We start from the raw sequence: 17,489 nt of genomic DNA on the forward strand, positions 1-17,489 counted from the left end.
CGGGTCTCTTGCAGTCTCCGCTCGGTCAGTCGTCCGACTCCTCCGTGACCAGCAGGTCCTCGTCGGCGTACTCCTCGCGGAGCGTCTTCTTGTCGAACTTACCCGTCGCGGTCTTGGGCACCTCGTCGATGTGGACGACGGCGTCGGGCGTCCACCAGTCGGGATAGTCCTCCGCGATGAACGCCTCGAGTTCGGCCAGGAACTCGTCTTCGTCCATCCCGGCGTCGTCGGTCGGGACGACGAACGCGACCGGCCGTTCCTGCCACTTCTCGTGGGGCGCGCCGACGACGGTGGCCTCGCTGACCGCCTCGTGGGCCATAATCTTGTTCTCGAGTTCGACGGAGGAGATCCACTCGCCGCCGCTCTTGATCACGTCCTTCGTCCGGTCGACGATCTGGATGTAGCCGTCCTCGTCGACGGTGACGATGTCGCCGGTCTTGAGCCACGACCCCTCGAAGTCGACTTCGTTGGCCTGGGGCCGCTCGAAGTACGAGTCCGTGACCCAGGGGCCACGGACCCACAGTTCGCCGAAGTCCTCGCCGTTCCACGGGACCTCCTCGCCGTCGTCGTCGACGACTTTGAACTCGAGGCCCGGAACGATCAGCCCTTGCTTGGCCTGCTTCGCGTACTGCTGTTCGGGCGAGCGGTCCTCGAGGTCGCTCTTGAGGTGGGCGACGGTCCCCAGCGGCGACAGTTCGGTCATCCCCCAGGCGTGGACGACCTCGACGCCGAGGTCGTCGTACTGGCGGATCAGGCTCTCGGGAGCGGCGCTTCCGCCGATAACGACCCGCTCGAGCGAGTCGAGGTCCACGTCGTGTTCCTGGACGTACTCGAGGACGCCGAGCCAGACGGTCGGGACGCCGGCCGTGAGGGTAACCCCCTCCTCCTGGATGAGTCGAACCAGGTCCTCGGGCTCGGGCGAGGGGCCGGGATAGACGTGTTTCGCGCCGGCGGCGGTCGTCGCGAACGGCATCCCCCAGGCGTTGACGTGGAACATCGGGACGACCGGCATGACGACGTCGTCCTCGTCGATCTCGAGCGCCTGGGGAGTCAGGCTCGCCATCGTGTGCGACCACAGCATCTGCTGGGTGTACTCGACCCCTTTCGGCTTCCCCGTCGTCCCCGAGGTGTAACACATCCCCGCGGGCTGGTCCTCGTCGAGTTCCGGCCAGTCGTACTCCGTCCCGTGAGCGTCGATGAACGACTCGTAGTCGGTAACCGACTCGAGGTCGGTCTCCGGTACCTCCGAGCCCATGACGACGTACTGCTCGACGGATTCGAAGGCCGCCGCGTCGTGAGCCCCCTCGAGCGCCTCGAGCAGCGACTGGTCGACGAACAGCAGTCGGTCCGCAGCGTTCTCGACGATGTACTGGATGTGTTCGGCCGGCAGCAGCGGGTTGATCGTGTGGAGTTGGCCCCCAACGTTCGGCGCTGCGAAGTAGACCTCGGCGTGCCGGTGGTGATTCCAGCAGAACGTCCCGACGCGGTCGCCATCACCGATTCCGGCGTCCTCGAGCGCGTTCGCCAGTTGTCGCGTCCGATCGGCGTACTCCTCGTAGGTGTTGCGGACGATTCCCTCGTGTGTTCGAGAGACGACTTCCCGGTCCGGGTGGAGCCGTTCCGCGCGCCAGAGGAACGGTCGGAGCGTCTGATCGTATCCTGCCATACGTTATATCGTCACACGTTCCCGCATAATTCTACCGACGAATTCACAGATGCGCTCTCTCTTCTCGGGACGGTGGGTAGAACTGCACGACGAAGTCTTGAAGAACGTCGGCTCGAACCCCTTGGATATGCGACTCGAGGAGTACTGGGGGGTCGGTCCGAAGACACGGGAGACGCTGGTCGACGAACTCGGGCGCGAGGCGGCGATCCGGGCCATCGAGAACGGAAACGTCCGGGCGCTCGCGGACGCGGGGCTGGCCCGCGGCCGCGCGACGCGCATCCTCCGTCGCGCGACCGGCGGCGACGGCATCGACACGCTGGCGACGAGCGACGCTCGCTCGGCGTACAAGGACCTGCTCGAGCTGGCGAGCGACCACGCGGTCACGCAGCGAGCGGCCGACCGCATCCGTGTGCTGACGCCCCTGTCGACCCGCGAGGCGATGGAGGAACGGCTCGACGACGTGCTCGCGGCCCGGGACGCCTGGGCCGGGCTGTCCGCGGACGATCGCGAAGCCGTGCTCGCGGCCTACGAGCGCTACGACGAGCGCGAGGGCAGCGAACGCGCGGCCGTCAACGCCGCGCTCGCACTGCTCGAGGCCGGGGTCGACTCCGGCCCGTTCGCCGCGATCGCCGACCTCGAGCGCGAGCGCCTCGAGGCGGCCGCGGAGGCGCTCGCGGCCCTCGACGGGTACGAAAGCGGCTCCCGGGTTCGCGTCCGCGAGGGCGCAGACGAGGAACTCGACCGCCTGCGGGGGACGCTCGGCGCGGTCGAGGACATGGACGCCAACGCGCTCGAGGTGATCGAGGACCTGCGCGACGACGGCGTTCGCGACGTGACGGCGTTCCGGCAGGCCTTCGAGGATCGCCTGCTCTCGGAGACCGACGTGACGATCGACCGGGTGCGCGCCGCGATGCCGGAGAACGCCACCGACGCGACCGACTTCGTCGGCGGCACCCTCCGGGCGCTCAGGTCCGACCTGACCGAAGCGATCGACGAGCGGGAGGAGACCGTCGCCGAGGCGTTTCAGGAAACCCTCGCGGACGCCCGAACGGCCGTCGACCGGGCCGTCGAGGCCGTCGACGACATCGCCCTCCAGCTGTCGCTCGCGCGCTTTGCCCTCGAGTACGACTGCACGCGCCCGGAGTTCGTAGCGCCCGATGGCGGGGAGGCCGCCGTCTCGGTCGTCGACGCGCGGAACCTCACGCTCGCGGCCCGCGACGACGAGTCCGTCCAGCCGGTGACCTACGCGCTGGGCGATCACGGGGTGACGTCGGTTCCGGACGACGCCGATTCCGACCTCGAGGCTCCCGATCGGGAGCAGGTCGCCGTCCTCACCGGCGCCAACAGCGGCGGGAAAACGACGCTGCTCGAGACGCTGTGCCAGGTCGTCCTGCTGGCGTCGATGGGGCTACCCGTCCCCGCCGAGCGGGCCGAGGTCACGCCCGTCGACTCGCTGGTCTTCCACCGCCGGCACGCGAGTTTCAACGCCGGCGTCCTCGAGTCGACGCTGCGCTCGATCGTGCCGCCGCTGACCTCCGACGGGCGGACGCTGATGCTGGTCGACGAGTTCGAGGCGATCACCGAACCGGGCAGCGCGGCGGACCTGCTGCACGGGCTGGTCACCCTGACCGTCGACCGGGACGCGATGGGCGTGTTCGTCACCCACCTCGCGGACGACCTCGAGCCCCTGCCGCCCGAGGCTCGCGTCGACGGCATCTTCGCGGAAGGGCTCGATCCCGACCTCGAGTTGCGCGTCGACTACCAGCCCCGGTTCGACACCGTTGGCCGGTCGACGCCGGAGTTTATCGTCTCCCGACTCGTCGCGAACGCCTCGGACCGGCGCGAACGCGCGGGGTTCGAGACGCTGGGCGAGGCCGTGGGCAACGACGTGGTCCAGCGGACGCTCGCCGACGCGCGCTGGTCCGGCGAGGGCAACGCGGGCACCGACTGAGGACCGTCGACTACCGCGACACCGCGGCACTCAGCCGATGCCGTCGCGGTCACGGTCGTCCCAGTCTCCGTCCGAGTCGGGGTCGTCGAACTCCCCATCGATGTCGACTTCTTGGCCGTGATCGCGCTCGAGCCATCGGTCGGGCGTCGGTTCGTACGCGTCCCCGTTGCCGGCCGACCCGTCGCGGGTCCCGTCTTCCGTCCCGCGACCCGTGTACGTGTACACCGTCCCGTCCTCGTCCTCGCAGACGCGGGCCTCGAGGTACGCCTGTGCGGCCCGCCTCGAGAGCGCGCCCATTTCGACCGCGTCGCCGAGTGTCGTCTTGGTCGCGCGGAACCAGGTCCGGATCCGGGTCGGGGGCTCGTCCGCCGAGGGATCCGCGGCCACGATGGCTCCGCGGCCGCCGTCGCGGCCGTCGCCCCACTCGAGCCAGCAGACCCGGTAGGCGTCGACGGCGTAGTCCCGTCCCGGATCGACGAGGTACAGTGCCTCGTAAATGCACGGGTCGAGGTAGTCGGTGAGGATCCGCTCGCGTGCGACCGAGTCCGCGAGCAGGTCGGCGTCGACGGCGCCGTCGGCGAGGGGCGACCCGTCGTCGATCGCTTCCGCGAGCGAGAGGTCGTCCCCGCCCCAGTGGCTGTACCGCAGGTCGTAGAGCCGGTCAGGCCGACGGTAGCCGACGAGCGCTCTATGTCCCATCCGTCCCCCCGCTGGCGTCGTCCCGGTCGAGGACGGGAGTTCGGACGCCGATGTCGCTCGTGCCGCGACGGCGGTAACGGTGATGTGGGTCGGGGATAGGGTGGTGGTAGTAGTGACAGCAGTGGCAAGCCATCGCCGGGCTTGGCCCCGTGTCCGTACTTGAACCCACGGAGACGGGACGACGGACTCGAGCCCGACGGAACGCAACGACGAAAACCCCGCGACTCCTACCGTTCTCCGAACTCGAATGGCAACGGAGTACGACGCCGTCCTCTTCGACAACGACGGCGTGTTGACGACCCCGACGGATCGTGACGTCCTCGTCGAGGCCATCCGCGACGCGTTCGCGGACTGTGGCGTGAGCGACCCGCCGACGGACCACGTCGAGACGCTGCTCGGCCCGACCGTCGACTCGCTGCGCCGCGTCGCGGGGGAGCACGGCCTCGAGCCGACGGACCTGTGGACAGCACGCGAGGAAGCCGCGATCGCCGTTCAACTCGAGGAGATGCGCGCCGGCCGAAAGCGACCGTACGACGACGTCGCCGCCCTGCGGAACCTCGAGGCACCGACCGCGATCGTCAGCAACAACCAGCACCGCACGATCGAGAACGTTCTCGAGGAGTGCGAACTGACGGAGTACGGGTTCGAGACGTGGTACGGTCGCGAGCCCACGATCCGGGGCGTCGAGCGAAAGAAGCCGACCCCCTACTATCTCGAGTCGGCGATCGACGACCTCGCGGCGTCGAACCCGCTGTACGTCGGCGACAGCCGCGTCGACGTCCAGGCGGCGGAGGCCGCGGGGATCGACGCGGCGTTCCTGCGCCGGGACCACCGCCGGGGCTACGAGCTACCGATCGACCCCGACTACGAGATCGAGTCGCTGACCGCCCTCGAGCGGATCCTCTAGCTCGAGACCGGCGTCTCGGTTGCCGCCCGTCGCTCGGCCCGTTCCTTGACCGCCTCGTTCATCGCCTCGAAGCCGCGTTCGACCCGGTCGTGGTCGAGCAACACCGGCACGAGTACGCCCCGGAACGTCTCCCGGTGAAGCAGCCGGGTACGGTCGTCGTCGATCGGCTCGAGGTGGAACTCGTGGTCGCCGTCGAAGACGAAGGGGACGATCAGCCGACCCCGCCAGGCCAGGCGACGTTCCGGCTCGACGGCGATGACCGTCGGTCGGAACGTCATCCCGCGGGACTCCGGCGGTTCGATGCGGACCCGTAACCGTTCTCCCCTCGAGGGGTCGCCCTCGATCGCCCGGATGAACGGGTTCCATTCGGGGTAGCTGTCGAACTCGAGCAACACGTCCCAGACGACGTCGGGCGGGGCGTCGATCTCCTCGAAGGTTTCGATCTTTTCCATGGTAACGACTAACGAGGTGGTCGGTTATGCCTGTGTCGGTGGGTCGTACGGGTCGTTTCGGGCGAGTGGTGAGAACGGCGGCCCGCGAGAGGGGTCGACGTGTAGTGCCTTCGTGACGCTACCCGAGGGATCAGGCGCTGTCGTTGAACCGACGGTTCGTCGAGTACGGCGCGTCGCCGGGTTCGCCCCGAACGAAGTGGCCGGCCGGGTTGATCTCGCCGTCGCGCTCCATCGAGAGCAGTTCGACGAACCAGGCCTCGTGTTCGACCTCCTCCTGAAGGATGCGCTGGGCCATGTCGTAGGTCCGCGGGTCGACGCCGTGAGTCATGTCACAGATCTCCGACCACGTCCGGATGGCACACCGCTCGGCCTCGAGCAGTACCTCGAGGATCGCTTCCGCCGACAACTGCCCGGTGTCGAACCCGCCCTCGTCGCCCATCGGCGTCGGTACCTCGGCGTCCGGGCAGGACGCGCGGTCCGCGAACGCCCGGATGTCGTTCGGCAACGCGCCGCCGAGTTCGTACACTCGCGGCGCGACCAGTTCGAAGTGGGCCCGGTCCTCGAGGCGGGCGTCCTCGGTGATCTCCTTGTAGTCCTCGTGGCCGGCGAGGTGCATCCGGAGGTTGGTGTAGTAGTAGTACGTCGTAAACTCGGCGCCGACGGCGTCGATGAGTTTCTCCCGGAGGTCTTCGGGGTCGAGACCGCGTTCGCGGAGGACGGCCATCCCGACTCGCTCGCTCGTGTCACCTGTCTCGATGTCTCCTGACGCGTGTGGTTTCTCGTCGGACATGCACCAGTGGACTGCCATAACTCCACGTATAGTGCTTGGCGTTTACACGATTTCCAGACCGTCGGCGCGAGCGATCGGTGCCGTTCGCTCTTGAATGCATGCGATATTTGATGCAACACCTTTGCCGGAGAACGTCGTAGTGTTCGTTGACATGTCCCAGCCTAGCTTCGGCTACCTGACCCCGGAGACCCTCCCCCTGTTCACCGACCTGTACGAGTTGCGGATGCTGCAGGCGTACCGCAATCAGGGACACGACCCGACGGCGACGTTCAGCCTCTTCACCCGCGAGTTGCCGGCAAATCGCGGATACATGATCGCGGCGGGCCTCGAGCAGGCCCTACACTACGTCGAGGGCCTCGAGTTCGGCGACCGAGCGATCGAGTACCTGACCGAACTCGAGTTCGACCCGGCGTTTCTGGACTACCTCGAGTCGTTCGAGTTTACCGGCGAGATCCGCGCGCTGCCGGAGGGGACGCCGGTCTTCGAAAACGAGCCGCTGCTCGAAGTGACGGCCCCCATCTCGCAGGCACAACTGTTCGAGACGGCGGTCATCAACCAGATCGGGTTCCAGACGCTGATCGCGACGAAGGCCGCCCGGATGCGGGACGTGATCGATCGGGAGGGTGACGGCCAGCGGCTCGTCGATTTCGGCTCGCGGCGCTCCCACGGTACCGACGCGGGGATCAAGGCCGCGCGGGCGGCCTACGTCGGCGGCTTCGACGGGACGTCGAACGTCGCCGCGGGGGAGGCCTTCGACGTCCCCGTCTTCGGGACGATGGCCCACTCCTGGGTCCAGAGCTTCGAGCACGAGCGCGATTCCTTCGAGACGTTCGTCGACGAGTACGGCGAGGACAGCGTCCTGCTGATCGACACCTACGACACGGTCGCCGGGGCCGAGACGGCAAAGGCGGTCGCCGAGGAGAACGACGTCGACCTGCGCGGCGTTCGACTCGATTCGGGGGATCTGCCCGCGCTCTCGAAGGCCGTCGACGAGGTGTTCCCCGAGGTCGACGAGTTCATCTCGTCGGGGATCGACGAGTACGCGATCCGGGAGTTCTTCGACAGGGACGGGATCGCAGCCGGCTTCGGGCCCGGAACGGCGCTGGTGACGAGCACCGACTCGCCCAAGGTCGAAGGCGTCTACAAACTCGTGGCGGTCGAACGGGACGGCGAGATGCAACCGACGATGAAGCTCTCCAAGGGGAAGGTCACCTACCCCGGCGCCAAGAGCGTCCGCCGGACGACCGAGGGCGGCGAGTACGCCGGCGACGTCGTCGGCCTGCGCGAGGAGAGCGACGACCTCCCCGGCGAGGAACTGCTCGAGACCGTCGTCGAGGACGGCGAGCGGGTCGTCGACCTCCCCGACCTCGAGACGATCCGCGAGCGCGCGGCCGACCTCCGGCGGCGGCTCCCGGTCGAACACCGGCGGATCGAGGACCCCGAGCCCTACGAGGTACGAATCAGCGACGCGCTCGAGGCCGAAACGGAGGGCCTGCGCCGGACGCTCGAGGAGCGGATGGACGTCTGATACGGATCCGGCGTCAGTCCGTCGGCACGTGCGTGGCGGCCGCGTTGGCCGCCACCTCGTCGAACCGTTCGACTGCCCCGTCGGCGAGCGGGTACTCGCCGTGGTAGGGATCGATCTCGCGGTCGACTCCCGAGACGAACCGGATCGCGTCGGCCAGCCGCTCGTAGTTCTCGTCGACGACGTCCTGGATCAGGACCGGCATCCCCGCGCGGTGACACAGTTCGCTCGCCGCGGCGCGACCGGCCCAGATCCGCCCGGCCTCGCGGTCGGCGAAGAACAGCGCGAACGGCGCTTCGTCGAACTGTGCCTCGAGGAAGGCCTGCGCGCTCGGGTCGTCCCAGGGGACGACGCCGACGTCCTCGAGTTGACGCATGGCGGTCGAGGCGGCCGAACAGAACGGGCAGTCGCCGTCGTAGACGAGGATGCCGGTGAACTCGTTCGTGTCGGTCATACTGACGGGTAGCTCGGAGCCGCGGTAGACTCCCCTTCGACGCCGCGGGCTATCAATGTCCGTGCCGGTCACCCGAGTTTCGACCGCCCCGGCGGCCGGTCGTGCTCCGCCCGGTGCTCCAGCAGTTCGTCGTACCGTTCGACCTCGAGGACGCAGTCGGAGCGGGGTTGGGCGACGCAGGTGAGGACGAACCCCGCCGCCTCGTCCTCGGGGTAGTACCGCTTGGCGTTGGCGTGGTCGACCTCCCCCTCGAGGAGCCGCGCGCCGCAGGTGATACACCACCCCTGCTGGCAGTCCGCGGAGAGCCAGAGGCCGGCCCCGCGGGCCGCCGAGAGGATCGACTGGTTCTCCCGGACCTCGATGCTCCGGCTCTCGCCGGCTGCCTCGAGGTCGGCGTCCTCGGGGACACGGAGTTCGACAGTCCAGGTGGTCGACGTCGAGCCTGTCACGAATCGTGTGTGGGTCGGAAGCGACGACCGAAAAGCCTGCTGCGGGCAGCCGTCGGCCGATGGTGTCGTCCTGAACCGTTGAACCTACGGAGTCCAGCCTCCTACCGTCGCGCGAGTATGCCGACGGTGCTGGTTCGCGGTCCCGCGGATGAGGGACCCGACGACGTCGTCGGGGCGTTCGCCGGTGAAGCGGACGGACACCGTCTCCGAGGCCGACGTGCTCGACGAATTCCTCGCGTACGCCCGCGAGCGTAGTTCGGTCGTCGCCCCCGTAGAAGCGGCGTGACGCCGACTCCGACGCTTTCCTGAAACGGCTACCGGCACTGCTGTCACACCGGTAGCCGCCCTGGGTTCGCTCGAGTGGATGGAGACCGAGCGCTACCGGGAGATCGCGCGGGAAAATCGATGGGCACCGGATCGCTGGCCGTCGGACGTAGGGATGCAACGTGTGGTTTGGTGGGGTAGGTGGTGCGTGTCCACGTCCGACACTGTCCGGTGCGATTCGTGGTTGGATACCATCTCACTTAGAACTACCTATCCTGTACACTGTCCGATTCTTGATGGGCGGCCCCGCTACAACCGCGTAATCGCCCGGACGCATCGGCTGACCGAACCGCGGCGACGACACGGTCTCGTGAGCAGTCATCTGCTCCGATCGGCGACCAACCGGAGAATCGGCCGGAACGCGCCGGCCCGAGCTATTTCACCGCGGTCGATGTGGACGCCCCCATGGCCGAGACCGACATCGCGATCACCGGCGCGTCCGGCAACGTGGGACGGGAGGCGATCGAGGCGTTCGCCGACCGCGAGGCCTCGCTGACGCTGTTCTCCCACAGCGAGACCGAAGACCTCGAGACGACGCCGATCGACGTCGCCGATCGGGAGACGTTCGTCGACGTCCTCGAGGGCCAGGACGTGTTGATCCACCTGGCCGCAAACCCCGACCCGCGCGCGGAGTGGGACGCGCTCTCGGGACCGAACGTCGAGGGCCTGTACAACGCCTACGAGGCGGCCGTCGAGAACGACCTCGAGCGGGTCGTCTTCGCGAGTTCGAACCACGCCGTCAACATGGACAACACCGTCTCGCCGATCCGTCCGGAGTCGACGGTGGGCGACCCCGACGTCGTCCGACCTGGCGAGCCCGGGGATCCCGACACCTACTACGGCGTCACCAAGGTCTTCGGGGAAGCGATGGGATCCTACTACGCCAAGCGTCACGGGCTGGACGTGATCAACCTCCGGATCGGCTGGCTGCTCACCCGCGACGAACTGCGGTCCGAGGTCGCGGACCGCGACGGGGCTGGCGAGCGCTACGCCAGGGCGATGTGGCTCAGCCCGGGAGACTGTCGGCGCGTCATCGAGGCGGCCGCCACGAAGCCACTTTCGACCACCCCCCTGACCGTGCATGGTATCTCGAACAACTCCCAGCGGTTCCTCTCGCTGTCGGAGACGATGCTCGAACTCGGCTACCGACCGCAGGACGACGCGGAGGACGTCCTGGACGACGACGGAGAGGGGCGTGCCGGCCTCGAGATGGGCTGACAATCAGCCGGGTACGCCGGTCTCGGGATCGAAAGACCGAATATCGGGACGTTCGTAGCGCAACACATGTCCACGAAAGTATCCGAGTCGACGGGGTACGTCCCGAACGTACAGATGTCCGCGTTCGGGTACGTCATGGCGGCGATCCTCGTTATCGTCATGCTGCCCGTCCTTCCGATCATCGCGCTGGCCTGGATCGTCTGGCGGGCCTTCATCGCGGAGGAACCGGCGGAACCGAGCTACGAGACCTGGCGGGAGCAAGCCAACACCGACTGGGCGCGATCGGTCGCCGGCCTTGACGAGGAGGAACAGGAAGCGGAAGCCGAGGAGGCCGAGGAGAAGGCGGAAGCCGAGGCCTAAAACGACGCTCGGTCCTGCGTCGTCTGTGTCCCGTCCCGGTTTGTTTCGTTCCGGTTCGTTCCGGTTCGCTCTTCCTCCCCGATTTCGTCCCTTCCTCTACGTTCGTTTTCGGTCGACTCTCGAGTCGCCGCTCGAGACCGCGACCCTCGTACGGACTAGCGTAGTCGTTGCCGGCCCAACCGCGAACTCCGGCGGTCGGCCGGGAACTCGGTATAGCAGACCGTCTCAGTCGTCGGCCGCCGCCACGAGATCCGTTGGCGGGTTGCCCGGGAGTTCGTCGCGGTCATGAGGGGCCTCGAACTCGAGGTCCGGGCCGTGCGCGACGATCCGGTGAGGGTTCACGTCCGGGTGGGTCGTGTAGTAGTGTTCCTTGATGTGGTCCATCCGGACGGTGTCGGCCACGCCGGAGGTCTCGCGGGTCGCTTCGCTCTCCGCTCGTTCGTTCGACGTCCCCTCCCGACGGTCGGCGACGCCCGTCTGATAGAGGTCCCGGAGGTACGGCCACAGGTTCTCGTACTCGCGGATGTACTGGACGTTACACATGAAGTGTGTGTGATAGACGTTGTCGAACCGGACCAGGGTCGTGAACATCGCGACGTCGGCCTCCGTGAGCCGGTCGCCGGCGAGGTATCGCTGGTCCGCCAGGACCTCGTCCCAGTGGTCCAGCGCGGAAAAGAGGTCGTCGACGGCCTCGTCGTAGGGCCCCTGGTCGGTCGCGAAGCCAGCCCGGTACACGCCGTTGTTGATCGGTTCGTAGATCTCGTCGATGATCCGGTCGACCTCGTCTCGGTAGCCCTCGGGGTAGAGGTCCGCGTCTCGAGTCGCGTACTCGTCGAACTCGGTGTCTAACATCCGCATGATCTCCTCGGACTCGTTGTTGACGATGGTGTCCTCCTGCGTGTCCCACAGGACCGGGACCGTCACCCGACAGGTCGCGTCGGGATCGGCCTTCACGTACAGCTCCCGGAGGTAGTCGACGTCGTGGACGTGATCGCGCGTACAGCCGTCCTTCTCGGGCGTGAACTGCCAGCCGTCGTCGTCGCGGTAGGGGTCGACGACCGACACGGAGATGGCGTCCTCGAGGCCTTTCAACGCCCGCATCACGAGGGTCCGATGGGCCCACGGACAGGCGTAGGAGACGTAGAGGTGGTACCGACCCGCTTCCGGCTGGAACCGAGCGTCGGGATCGTCGCGGATCCGGTCGCGAAACGTCGTCTCCTGGCGCTCGAACTCGCCTTCCTCGTTGGTCGTCTCGTATGCGTCCGTTCGCCACTCGCCGTCGACGAGTTTGTTCATACCAGTCCTAGTCGGTGGCAGATACAAAGGCGCTCGCTAACCCTCGTGTCACCGGGGACTCGAGGAGGCCGGTCACCCGGCCGTAACTGCTCGCGTCGGCGGCGGGATCGGTGTCGGATCCACTCACACGGATCCCTGTACCGATCTACCAGCGCAACCGCGACCCGGGTGGCGGTTGCGCTGGAACTGCCGGACAGTAACCCGTATCAGAGCGCGCTCGCGATCCAGTAGCCGATTCCGGCGAGCAGAAGTGCGACGCCCTCCAGACGCGTCAGTTGCCGGCCGGTGGCGAGGACGGTCGCCGCGCCCAGGGTGAGCGCGCCGACCCAGAGCAGTCCGCCGAGTACGGCGCCGTCGACGGTCAGGGGTCGGACGAGCGCAGCGACGCCGAGCACGCCGAGGAAGTTGAAGACGTTCGAGCCGACGACGTTGCCGGCCGCGATCGCGACGTCTCCGCGTCGCGTCGCCACGACCGACGTGACGAGTTCCGGCAGCGAGGTCCCGGCAGCAACGACGGTCACGCCGATAAGCCACTGCGAGACGCCAAGCGACAGCGCTACCGCGGTTGCGGACTCCACCAGCAGCCGGCCGCCGACGACGACGGAGATAAGCCCGACGAGAAGACGGCCGCCGTCGCGCCAGCGGTCGATTCGAACGGTGTCAGGATCCGTTCCATCGATTGCCCCGACGGACTTCGATTCGGTGGACGCCCCCTCAACGAACGGCTGGTCACTGGCCGGCCCGTCGCTCCCGCGGACCGAGATCCAGAGCGCCGCGACGTAACTCGCCAGCAACGCGGCGAGGACTCCGCCCTCGAGGCGGGTCACGGAGAGGTCGACGAGAACGACGGTCGCGATCGCCGTCGTTGCGACCATCGCAAGGACGTCCCGACGGAGCAGCGTTTCCGTGACACGAAACGGAGAGAGAACGGCGACGACGCCGAGGATGATCGCGACGTTGAACACGTTCGAGCCGATAACGTTCCCCACCGCGACGTCCCCGCCCCCGGAGAACGCCGCGCTCGCCGACACGACCAGTTCGGGCGAAGACGTGCCGAAAGCGACGACGGTAAGCCCGACGACGAGCGGCGAAACGCCGACGTCCCCGGCGATGTTCGCGGCTCCGTCCACCAGCCAGCGCGCACCGAGCCACAGGGCGAGTATCCCCACGCCGACCGACACGACGTTCATACCTTTGCTACCGGCTCGATTCCCATAGCGGCTCGCTACCGCTCGTGTAACTGGGCGACGACGGTCGAGGTGTTCGGCCACGAAGGCCCCCAGTCAGGGGTTCGCGCCGGGAGTATCGGCAAGATTTATCACCCACTGAGGGAGTGTTGATATCGTGTATCAAGATGAGTGATGGCAGTGATGACTCGGCCGGCTCGGATCCGGCCGACTCATTCACCCAGGAAACTGGGGATGATGGGCCGAAAATAACGTTCTACGGCGGCCGGGGGATGAGCGCGTTTCCGATCGCGTTTTTTATCCTCTGGGCGGTTGCACAGACTGCACTCTGGCGAATCTCCGACACCGCCGGGTTGATCGTCGGGATCCTCGTCGGGCTGATCGTCGGGATGTTCTTCGTCCGTGGCGACTGGAAGACGTACGCGAACACGATCTTCGAAGGGATGACCCAGCCCGTCGCAGTGACGGCGATCGTCGCCTGGATCTGGGCGGGGATGTTCGCCGAGTTGCTCCAGGACGGCGGCTTCGTCGACGGCCTGGTCTGGCTGGCCGACGTCGCCGGTATCGGCGCGGCGCTGTTCCCCGCGATCACGTTCGTCCTCGCGGCGCTTTTCACCACTGGGATCGGGACGGGGTACGGCGCGACCATCGCGTTCGTCACCCTGTTCTTCCCTGCGGGGATCCTGCTGGGAGCGAACCCCATCCTGCTGTTCGGCGCGATCCTCTCGGGCGCGATCTTCGGCGACAACCTCGCGCCCGTCAGCGACACCACGATCGTAAGCGCCGTCACGCAGGACTCCGACATCGGCGGCGTCGTCGCCTCTCGATTCAAATACGTGATCATCGCGGCCGTCGTGGCGTTCGTCGGCTACGTCTTCGCCGGTCAGTTCATGAGCGGCCTCGAAATCGCGGGCGACGCCCAGGAGGTCCTGGTCGCCCAGAGCGAACCGGTCGGCCTCGTCCATCTCATCTCGATGGGCGTCGTGATCGGGACCGCGGTCGCCGGCCGTCACATCGTCGAGGCGATCTCGTGGGGGATCGTCTTCGCGGCCGGGTTCAGCCTGATCCTCGGCCTGACGTCGCTCGGCGACATCGTCATGTTCAACGCGCCGTCGGACGCGCCGCTGGCCGAACCGCTCGAGTTCCTCCCCGTGCTCACGGTCGTCGAGGACGCGAACGCGGTCGGCGTCGGCGGCAGTCTGATAAACGGGGCCGCGGGCTTCTTCGAGCTCGCGATCCTCGTCCTGCTGATCATCGCGGCCGCACAGATCATGATCCGCGGCGGGGCCTTCCAGGTGATCCTCGACTGGTCGATCGAGAACCTCGCGACGAACGTTCGCAACGCCGAGTTGACGATGGTCGGCTCCGCAGCGCTGATCAACGCGGTCATCACCATCAACACGGCCGCGGAGGTCGCGATCGGACCGTACATCTCGAAGATCGGCGAACGGTTCAACCTGAACGGCTACCGCCGGGCGAACATCCTGGACGGCCAGACGGCCGCGCTGGGATACATCTTCCCGTGGTCGGGCGGCGTTCTCGCCGGCTTCACCGCGATGCAGACTCTGCCCGGGGAATACGAGTGGTTCGAAACCGGGATGCTGGTGACGCCGATCGACGTCGTCCCGTTCGTCTTCCAGGGCTGGCTCCTGGTCGCCGTCTTCGTCGTGGCGGCGCTGACCGGGTTCGGACGCGAATACGTTATCGACCGTGAAAGCGAAGAGGTGGCACGAATATGAGCGTCTTTGACAAGTATTTCAAAGGATGGCACTTCCGCGATTCGAGTCCGTCGCTGTCAACGGGTGACGAGTTGAGCGTCTTCATCGCGGAGTCGAACAGTAACCGTGAGGGCCACGCCTACATCGGCGACACGCACCTGATCGTCGAGGGGGCCGGCCCCGAAACCGTCGAGAAACGCGTCAAGGTCCGCGTCACCGAGTTCGACGAGACCTCGGCGACGGGACGCGGCGAGTTCGTCGAGGTCGTCGGCGAGAGTTCCTACACCGGCTGATCGGGAGCCGGCTTTTCGCGGTTCGTGCCACGACCTCGAGCGGCGGCTCTCCGTCCCAGCGCCGCGACGTCGAACGCGGGATCGCCGACGAGGGACGCGGATTTATGATCCGCCGGTCTCACTCGAGGGATAGAGACCGATGGGAGACGACGGACACGGTCACCGCCAGAGCCGACTGTTCACGACCGAGGAGGGGGAGTTCGACGCCGACCGCGCCCGCGAGGAGTCGCTGCCGGTCGAAGACGGCGAGTTGATCGACACCGACGAACTCGCGGATCACCAGCGCTACGTCGAGGGCCGCGGGATCTACGACGAGCGCAATCGGGTCAACGACCTCACCGGCAAGGAGTGGAAGTACGCGACCAAGTCGGTGATCGCGGAAGGATACCCGCCGGACCTCCAGCACGAGCTGCGCAGCGAACACGGCGGACAGAAACCCCCGCGGCTCTGCGCCGAGTTGATCGGCCGGTTCAGCAAGGCCGGCGACACCGTACTCGATCCGTTCGCCGGGGTCGGCGGCACGCTGCTTGGGGCGAGCCTCTGTGAACACGAGGGAACCGGGCTTCGCGAGGCGATCGGTTTCGAGCGCAACGAGCGCTGGGTCGACGTCTACGAGACGGTCCTCGAGCAGGAAAACGAGGAGCGACGCGCCCGCGGTGACCCCCCACTCGAGCCCCAGGAACTCCGTCACGGGGACTGTGCCGACCTGATCGAGGACGTGCCCGAGCACTCGATCGACCTGCTGCTGACTGACGTCCCCTACTGGCACATGGACGAACTCGAGCAGACGCGCAACGAACGCCGGACCCGCGAGAGCAAACTGGGGTCGTTCGACGGAGCTACCGGTGACGACGGGGGAGACTCGAACGACGGGGAACCGGTCGCCGACGAAGAGCGAACGAAAGCCGAGTGGCTCGCGGACATGGGCGAGAAGTTCTCCCGGTTCGCCGACGCGGTCGATCCGACGGGCCACGTCGTCGTCTTCATCGGAGACATGTACCGCGATCAGTCCTACGAGTTCCTCTCGGCCGACCTCGCGCGGGCGATCGAATCCGCGGCTCCACTGACGCTCGCGGCGAACCTGATCTGGTACGACCCGACGAAGGACCTGCACGTCTACGGCTACCCGTTCTCGTTCGTTCCGTCGATGGTTCACCAGAACGTGCTCGTGTTTCGGCTCGAGAGCGAGAGCGAGAGCGAGGCCGAAGACGAACAGGACTGACCGACAGACGGCCGCTACCGGCCGACCGGGGCCGTCTGACTGTCGTCATTCGGTCGTCTGACGGGATTTTATGAGCATCCGGTTCGATCACTCACTCGGCGCGCACGACTCATCCCCTCTCCCCCCATCCCCAACGGACGATCGGTTGCGCGTCATCCCCTTTCACCCTCGTTTTCGCTCCAGTTCCCCCTCTTCAGCGGACCGATCCGGAGTCTCCGGTCCCGACAGGCGACTCAGGCTTTCGGTGACGACAACACCGCACGGACATCGTCCGCACGGTCGGTCTCCGTGATGACCGCGACCTCGTCGCCGGCCTCGAGTTCGGTCCCCGGGAGCGGGATCGAGAGCGACTCGTGTTCGCGTCCGTGTGCGTAGACGCGCGCCGACGCGGGCAACTCGAGTTCGCTCACCCGTTTCCCGACCGCCGGCGAGTCCTCGCCGATCTCGAGGACGGTGAGTTGCAGGTTCGCGGCCAGGTCCGCGACGACGTTGAAGTCGCCCCCGAGCAAGGCCGTCTTTGCGCCGGCCGCACCGAGTCGCTCCGGGTAAACGATCTCGTCGACGTCCTCGGCGTACTTCTCGTAGATGTCCTCGCGGTAGTCCTCGTCGATACGGAGAACGGTTCGACAGCCGTGGTGTTTGCCGACCATACAGGCCGCGAAGTTGGCGTTCAGGTCGGGGGAGAACGCGCCGATCGCGTCGGCCTCGTCGATGCCGGCCTCGAGCAGGACGTCCTCCTCGGACCCGTCGCCGGTGACCGTCTCGAACCCGTCGTTCGTGGCGCGCTCGACCCGGTCGGGATCGATGTCCACGACGACGATGTCGTAGCCCTCCTCCCGCAGGATGCGTGCCGTCCGCGATCCGACGCGTCCGTACCCCACGATAACAAACTGCATGGCTCGAGGTATGCGGTCCGGGGTGAAATACGTTTGTCCGGCAAACACGGCCCCATCCCGGGACCTGCGACGGGCGGTCTTT

17 protein-coding genes are annotated in these 17,489 nt (G+C 67.1%); 8 read left to right on the forward strand and 9 right to left on the reverse strand.

The annotated features are described in order from the left end of the window. Positions 1-25: 25 nt before the first annotated feature. Positions 26-1,666, reverse strand: a complete 1,641-nt coding sequence (locus CHINAEXTREME_RS10385) for a long-chain fatty acid--CoA ligase (RefSeq protein WP_007143479.1) — start codon at positions 1,664-1,666, stop codon at positions 26-28. Between the two features lie 127 nt (positions 1,667-1,793). Between CHINAEXTREME_RS10385 and CHINAEXTREME_RS10390 the strand changes: the two genes are divergently transcribed. Further along, positions 1,794-3,617 carry a MutS-related protein gene (locus tag CHINAEXTREME_RS10390; protein WP_029601560.1) on the forward strand — a complete coding sequence of 608 codons (1,824 nt, stop codon included), beginning with the start codon at positions 1,794-1,796 and terminating at the stop codon, positions 3,615-3,617. A 30-nt stretch (positions 3,618-3,647) separates the two neighbouring features. On the opposite strand, the gene CHINAEXTREME_RS10395 is transcribed toward CHINAEXTREME_RS10390, so the two are convergent. Next, positions 3,648-4,316 carry a DUF6735 family protein gene (locus CHINAEXTREME_RS10395; protein ID WP_007143481.1) on the reverse strand — a complete coding sequence of 223 codons (669 nt, stop codon included), beginning with the start codon at positions 4,314-4,316 and terminating at the stop codon, positions 3,648-3,650. Positions 4,317-4,563: 247 nt separating this feature from the next. On the opposite strand from CHINAEXTREME_RS10395, the gene CHINAEXTREME_RS10400 reads away from it, so the two are divergent. Next, positions 4,564-5,223 (forward strand): HAD family hydrolase, encoded by a 660-nt coding sequence (locus CHINAEXTREME_RS10400; RefSeq protein WP_007143482.1) that lies wholly within the window; start codon positions 4,564-4,566, stop codon positions 5,221-5,223. Here CHINAEXTREME_RS10400 and CHINAEXTREME_RS10405 read toward each other — a convergent pair. Together CHINAEXTREME_RS10405 and dps are read right to left on the reverse strand one after the other, a co-directional pair. Further along, positions 5,220-5,675, reverse strand: coding sequence for an SRPBCC domain-containing protein (locus CHINAEXTREME_RS10405; RefSeq protein ID WP_007143483.1), 456 nt, complete (start codon positions 5,673-5,675; stop codon positions 5,220-5,222). The genes CHINAEXTREME_RS10400 and CHINAEXTREME_RS10405 overlap by 4 nt on opposite strands. Before the next feature lie 130 nt (positions 5,676-5,805). Further along, positions 5,806-6,465 carry a DNA protection during starvation protein gene (dps, locus tag CHINAEXTREME_RS10410; RefSeq protein WP_007143484.1) on the reverse strand — a complete coding sequence of 220 codons (660 nt, stop codon included), beginning with the start codon at positions 6,463-6,465 and terminating at the stop codon, positions 5,806-5,808. Positions 6,466-6,616: 151 nt separating this feature from the next. On the opposite strand from dps, the gene CHINAEXTREME_RS10415 reads away from it, so the two are divergent. Further along, complete coding sequence (locus CHINAEXTREME_RS10415) at positions 6,617-7,993, forward strand: nicotinate phosphoribosyltransferase (RefSeq protein WP_007143485.1); 1,377 nt, start codon at positions 6,617-6,619, stop codon at positions 7,991-7,993. Positions 7,994-8,006: 13 nt separating this feature from the next. On the opposite strand, the gene CHINAEXTREME_RS10420 is transcribed toward CHINAEXTREME_RS10415, so the two are convergent. Next, positions 8,007-8,444, reverse strand: a complete 438-nt coding sequence (locus CHINAEXTREME_RS10420) for a thiol-disulfide oxidoreductase DCC family protein (protein ID WP_007143486.1) — start codon at positions 8,442-8,444, stop codon at positions 8,007-8,009. Positions 8,445-8,512: 68 nt separating this feature from the next. Beyond that, positions 8,513-8,893: a 2Fe-2S iron-sulfur cluster-binding protein gene (locus tag CHINAEXTREME_RS10425; protein WP_007143487.1), complete on the reverse strand. Its 381-nt coding sequence runs from the start codon at positions 8,891-8,893 to the stop codon at positions 8,513-8,515. A gap of 729 nt (positions 8,894-9,622) precedes the next feature. On the opposite strand from CHINAEXTREME_RS10425, the gene CHINAEXTREME_RS10430 reads away from it, so the two are divergent. Both CHINAEXTREME_RS10430 and CHINAEXTREME_RS10435 read left to right on the forward strand, forming a co-directional pair. After that, positions 9,623-10,435 (forward strand): NAD-dependent epimerase/dehydratase family protein, encoded by an 813-nt coding sequence (locus CHINAEXTREME_RS10430; protein WP_007143488.1) that lies wholly within the window; start codon positions 9,623-9,625, stop codon positions 10,433-10,435. Positions 10,436-10,501: 66 nt separating this feature from the next. After that, entirely contained in the window at positions 10,502-10,795 is a 294-nt protein-coding gene (locus CHINAEXTREME_RS10435) for a DUF7535 family protein (protein WP_007143489.1), read from the forward strand. Between the two features lie 225 nt (positions 10,796-11,020). Here CHINAEXTREME_RS10435 and CHINAEXTREME_RS10440 read toward each other — a convergent pair whose 3' ends face one another. After that, positions 11,021-12,091 carry a glutathione S-transferase family protein gene (locus CHINAEXTREME_RS10440; protein WP_007143490.1) on the reverse strand — a complete coding sequence of 357 codons (1,071 nt, stop codon included), beginning with the start codon at positions 12,089-12,091 and terminating at the stop codon, positions 11,021-11,023. 206 nt (positions 12,092-12,297) lie between these two features. Beyond that, the gene (locus CHINAEXTREME_RS10445) at positions 12,298-13,281 is read right to left on the reverse strand and encodes a calcium/sodium antiporter (protein WP_007143491.1); all 984 of its coding nucleotides are present in this window, start codon (positions 13,279-13,281) and stop codon (positions 12,298-12,300) included. 164 nt (positions 13,282-13,445) lie between these two features. Between CHINAEXTREME_RS10445 and CHINAEXTREME_RS10450 the strand changes: the two genes are divergently transcribed. From CHINAEXTREME_RS10450 to CHINAEXTREME_RS10460, 3 genes are all read left to right on the forward strand, one after another. After that, positions 13,446-15,017 carry a Na+/H+ antiporter NhaC family protein gene (locus CHINAEXTREME_RS10450; protein ID WP_029601561.1) on the forward strand — a complete coding sequence of 524 codons (1,572 nt, stop codon included), beginning with the start codon at positions 13,446-13,448 and terminating at the stop codon, positions 15,015-15,017. Next, positions 15,014-15,289: a DUF7513 family protein gene (locus CHINAEXTREME_RS10455; protein WP_007143493.1), complete on the forward strand. Its 276-nt coding sequence runs from the start codon at positions 15,014-15,016 to the stop codon at positions 15,287-15,289. The genes CHINAEXTREME_RS10450 and CHINAEXTREME_RS10455 overlap by 4 nt, the downstream gene beginning before the upstream one ends. Positions 15,290-15,428: 139 nt before the next feature. Continuing rightward, positions 15,429-16,511: a DNA methyltransferase gene (locus CHINAEXTREME_RS10460; protein WP_007143494.1), complete on the forward strand. Its 1,083-nt coding sequence runs from the start codon at positions 15,429-15,431 to the stop codon at positions 16,509-16,511. A gap of 233 nt (positions 16,512-16,744) precedes the next feature. Here CHINAEXTREME_RS10460 and CHINAEXTREME_RS10465 read toward each other — a convergent pair whose 3' ends face one another. Then, complete coding sequence (locus tag CHINAEXTREME_RS10465) at positions 16,745-17,407, reverse strand: potassium channel family protein (RefSeq protein WP_007143495.1); 663 nt, start codon at positions 17,405-17,407, stop codon at positions 16,745-16,747. Positions 17,408-17,489: the final 82 nt, after the last annotated feature.

This window comes from Halobiforma lacisalsi AJ5, assembly GCF_000226975.2.
GTDB lineage: Archaea > Halobacteriota > Halobacteria > Halobacteriales > Natrialbaceae > Natronobacterium > Natronobacterium lacisalsi.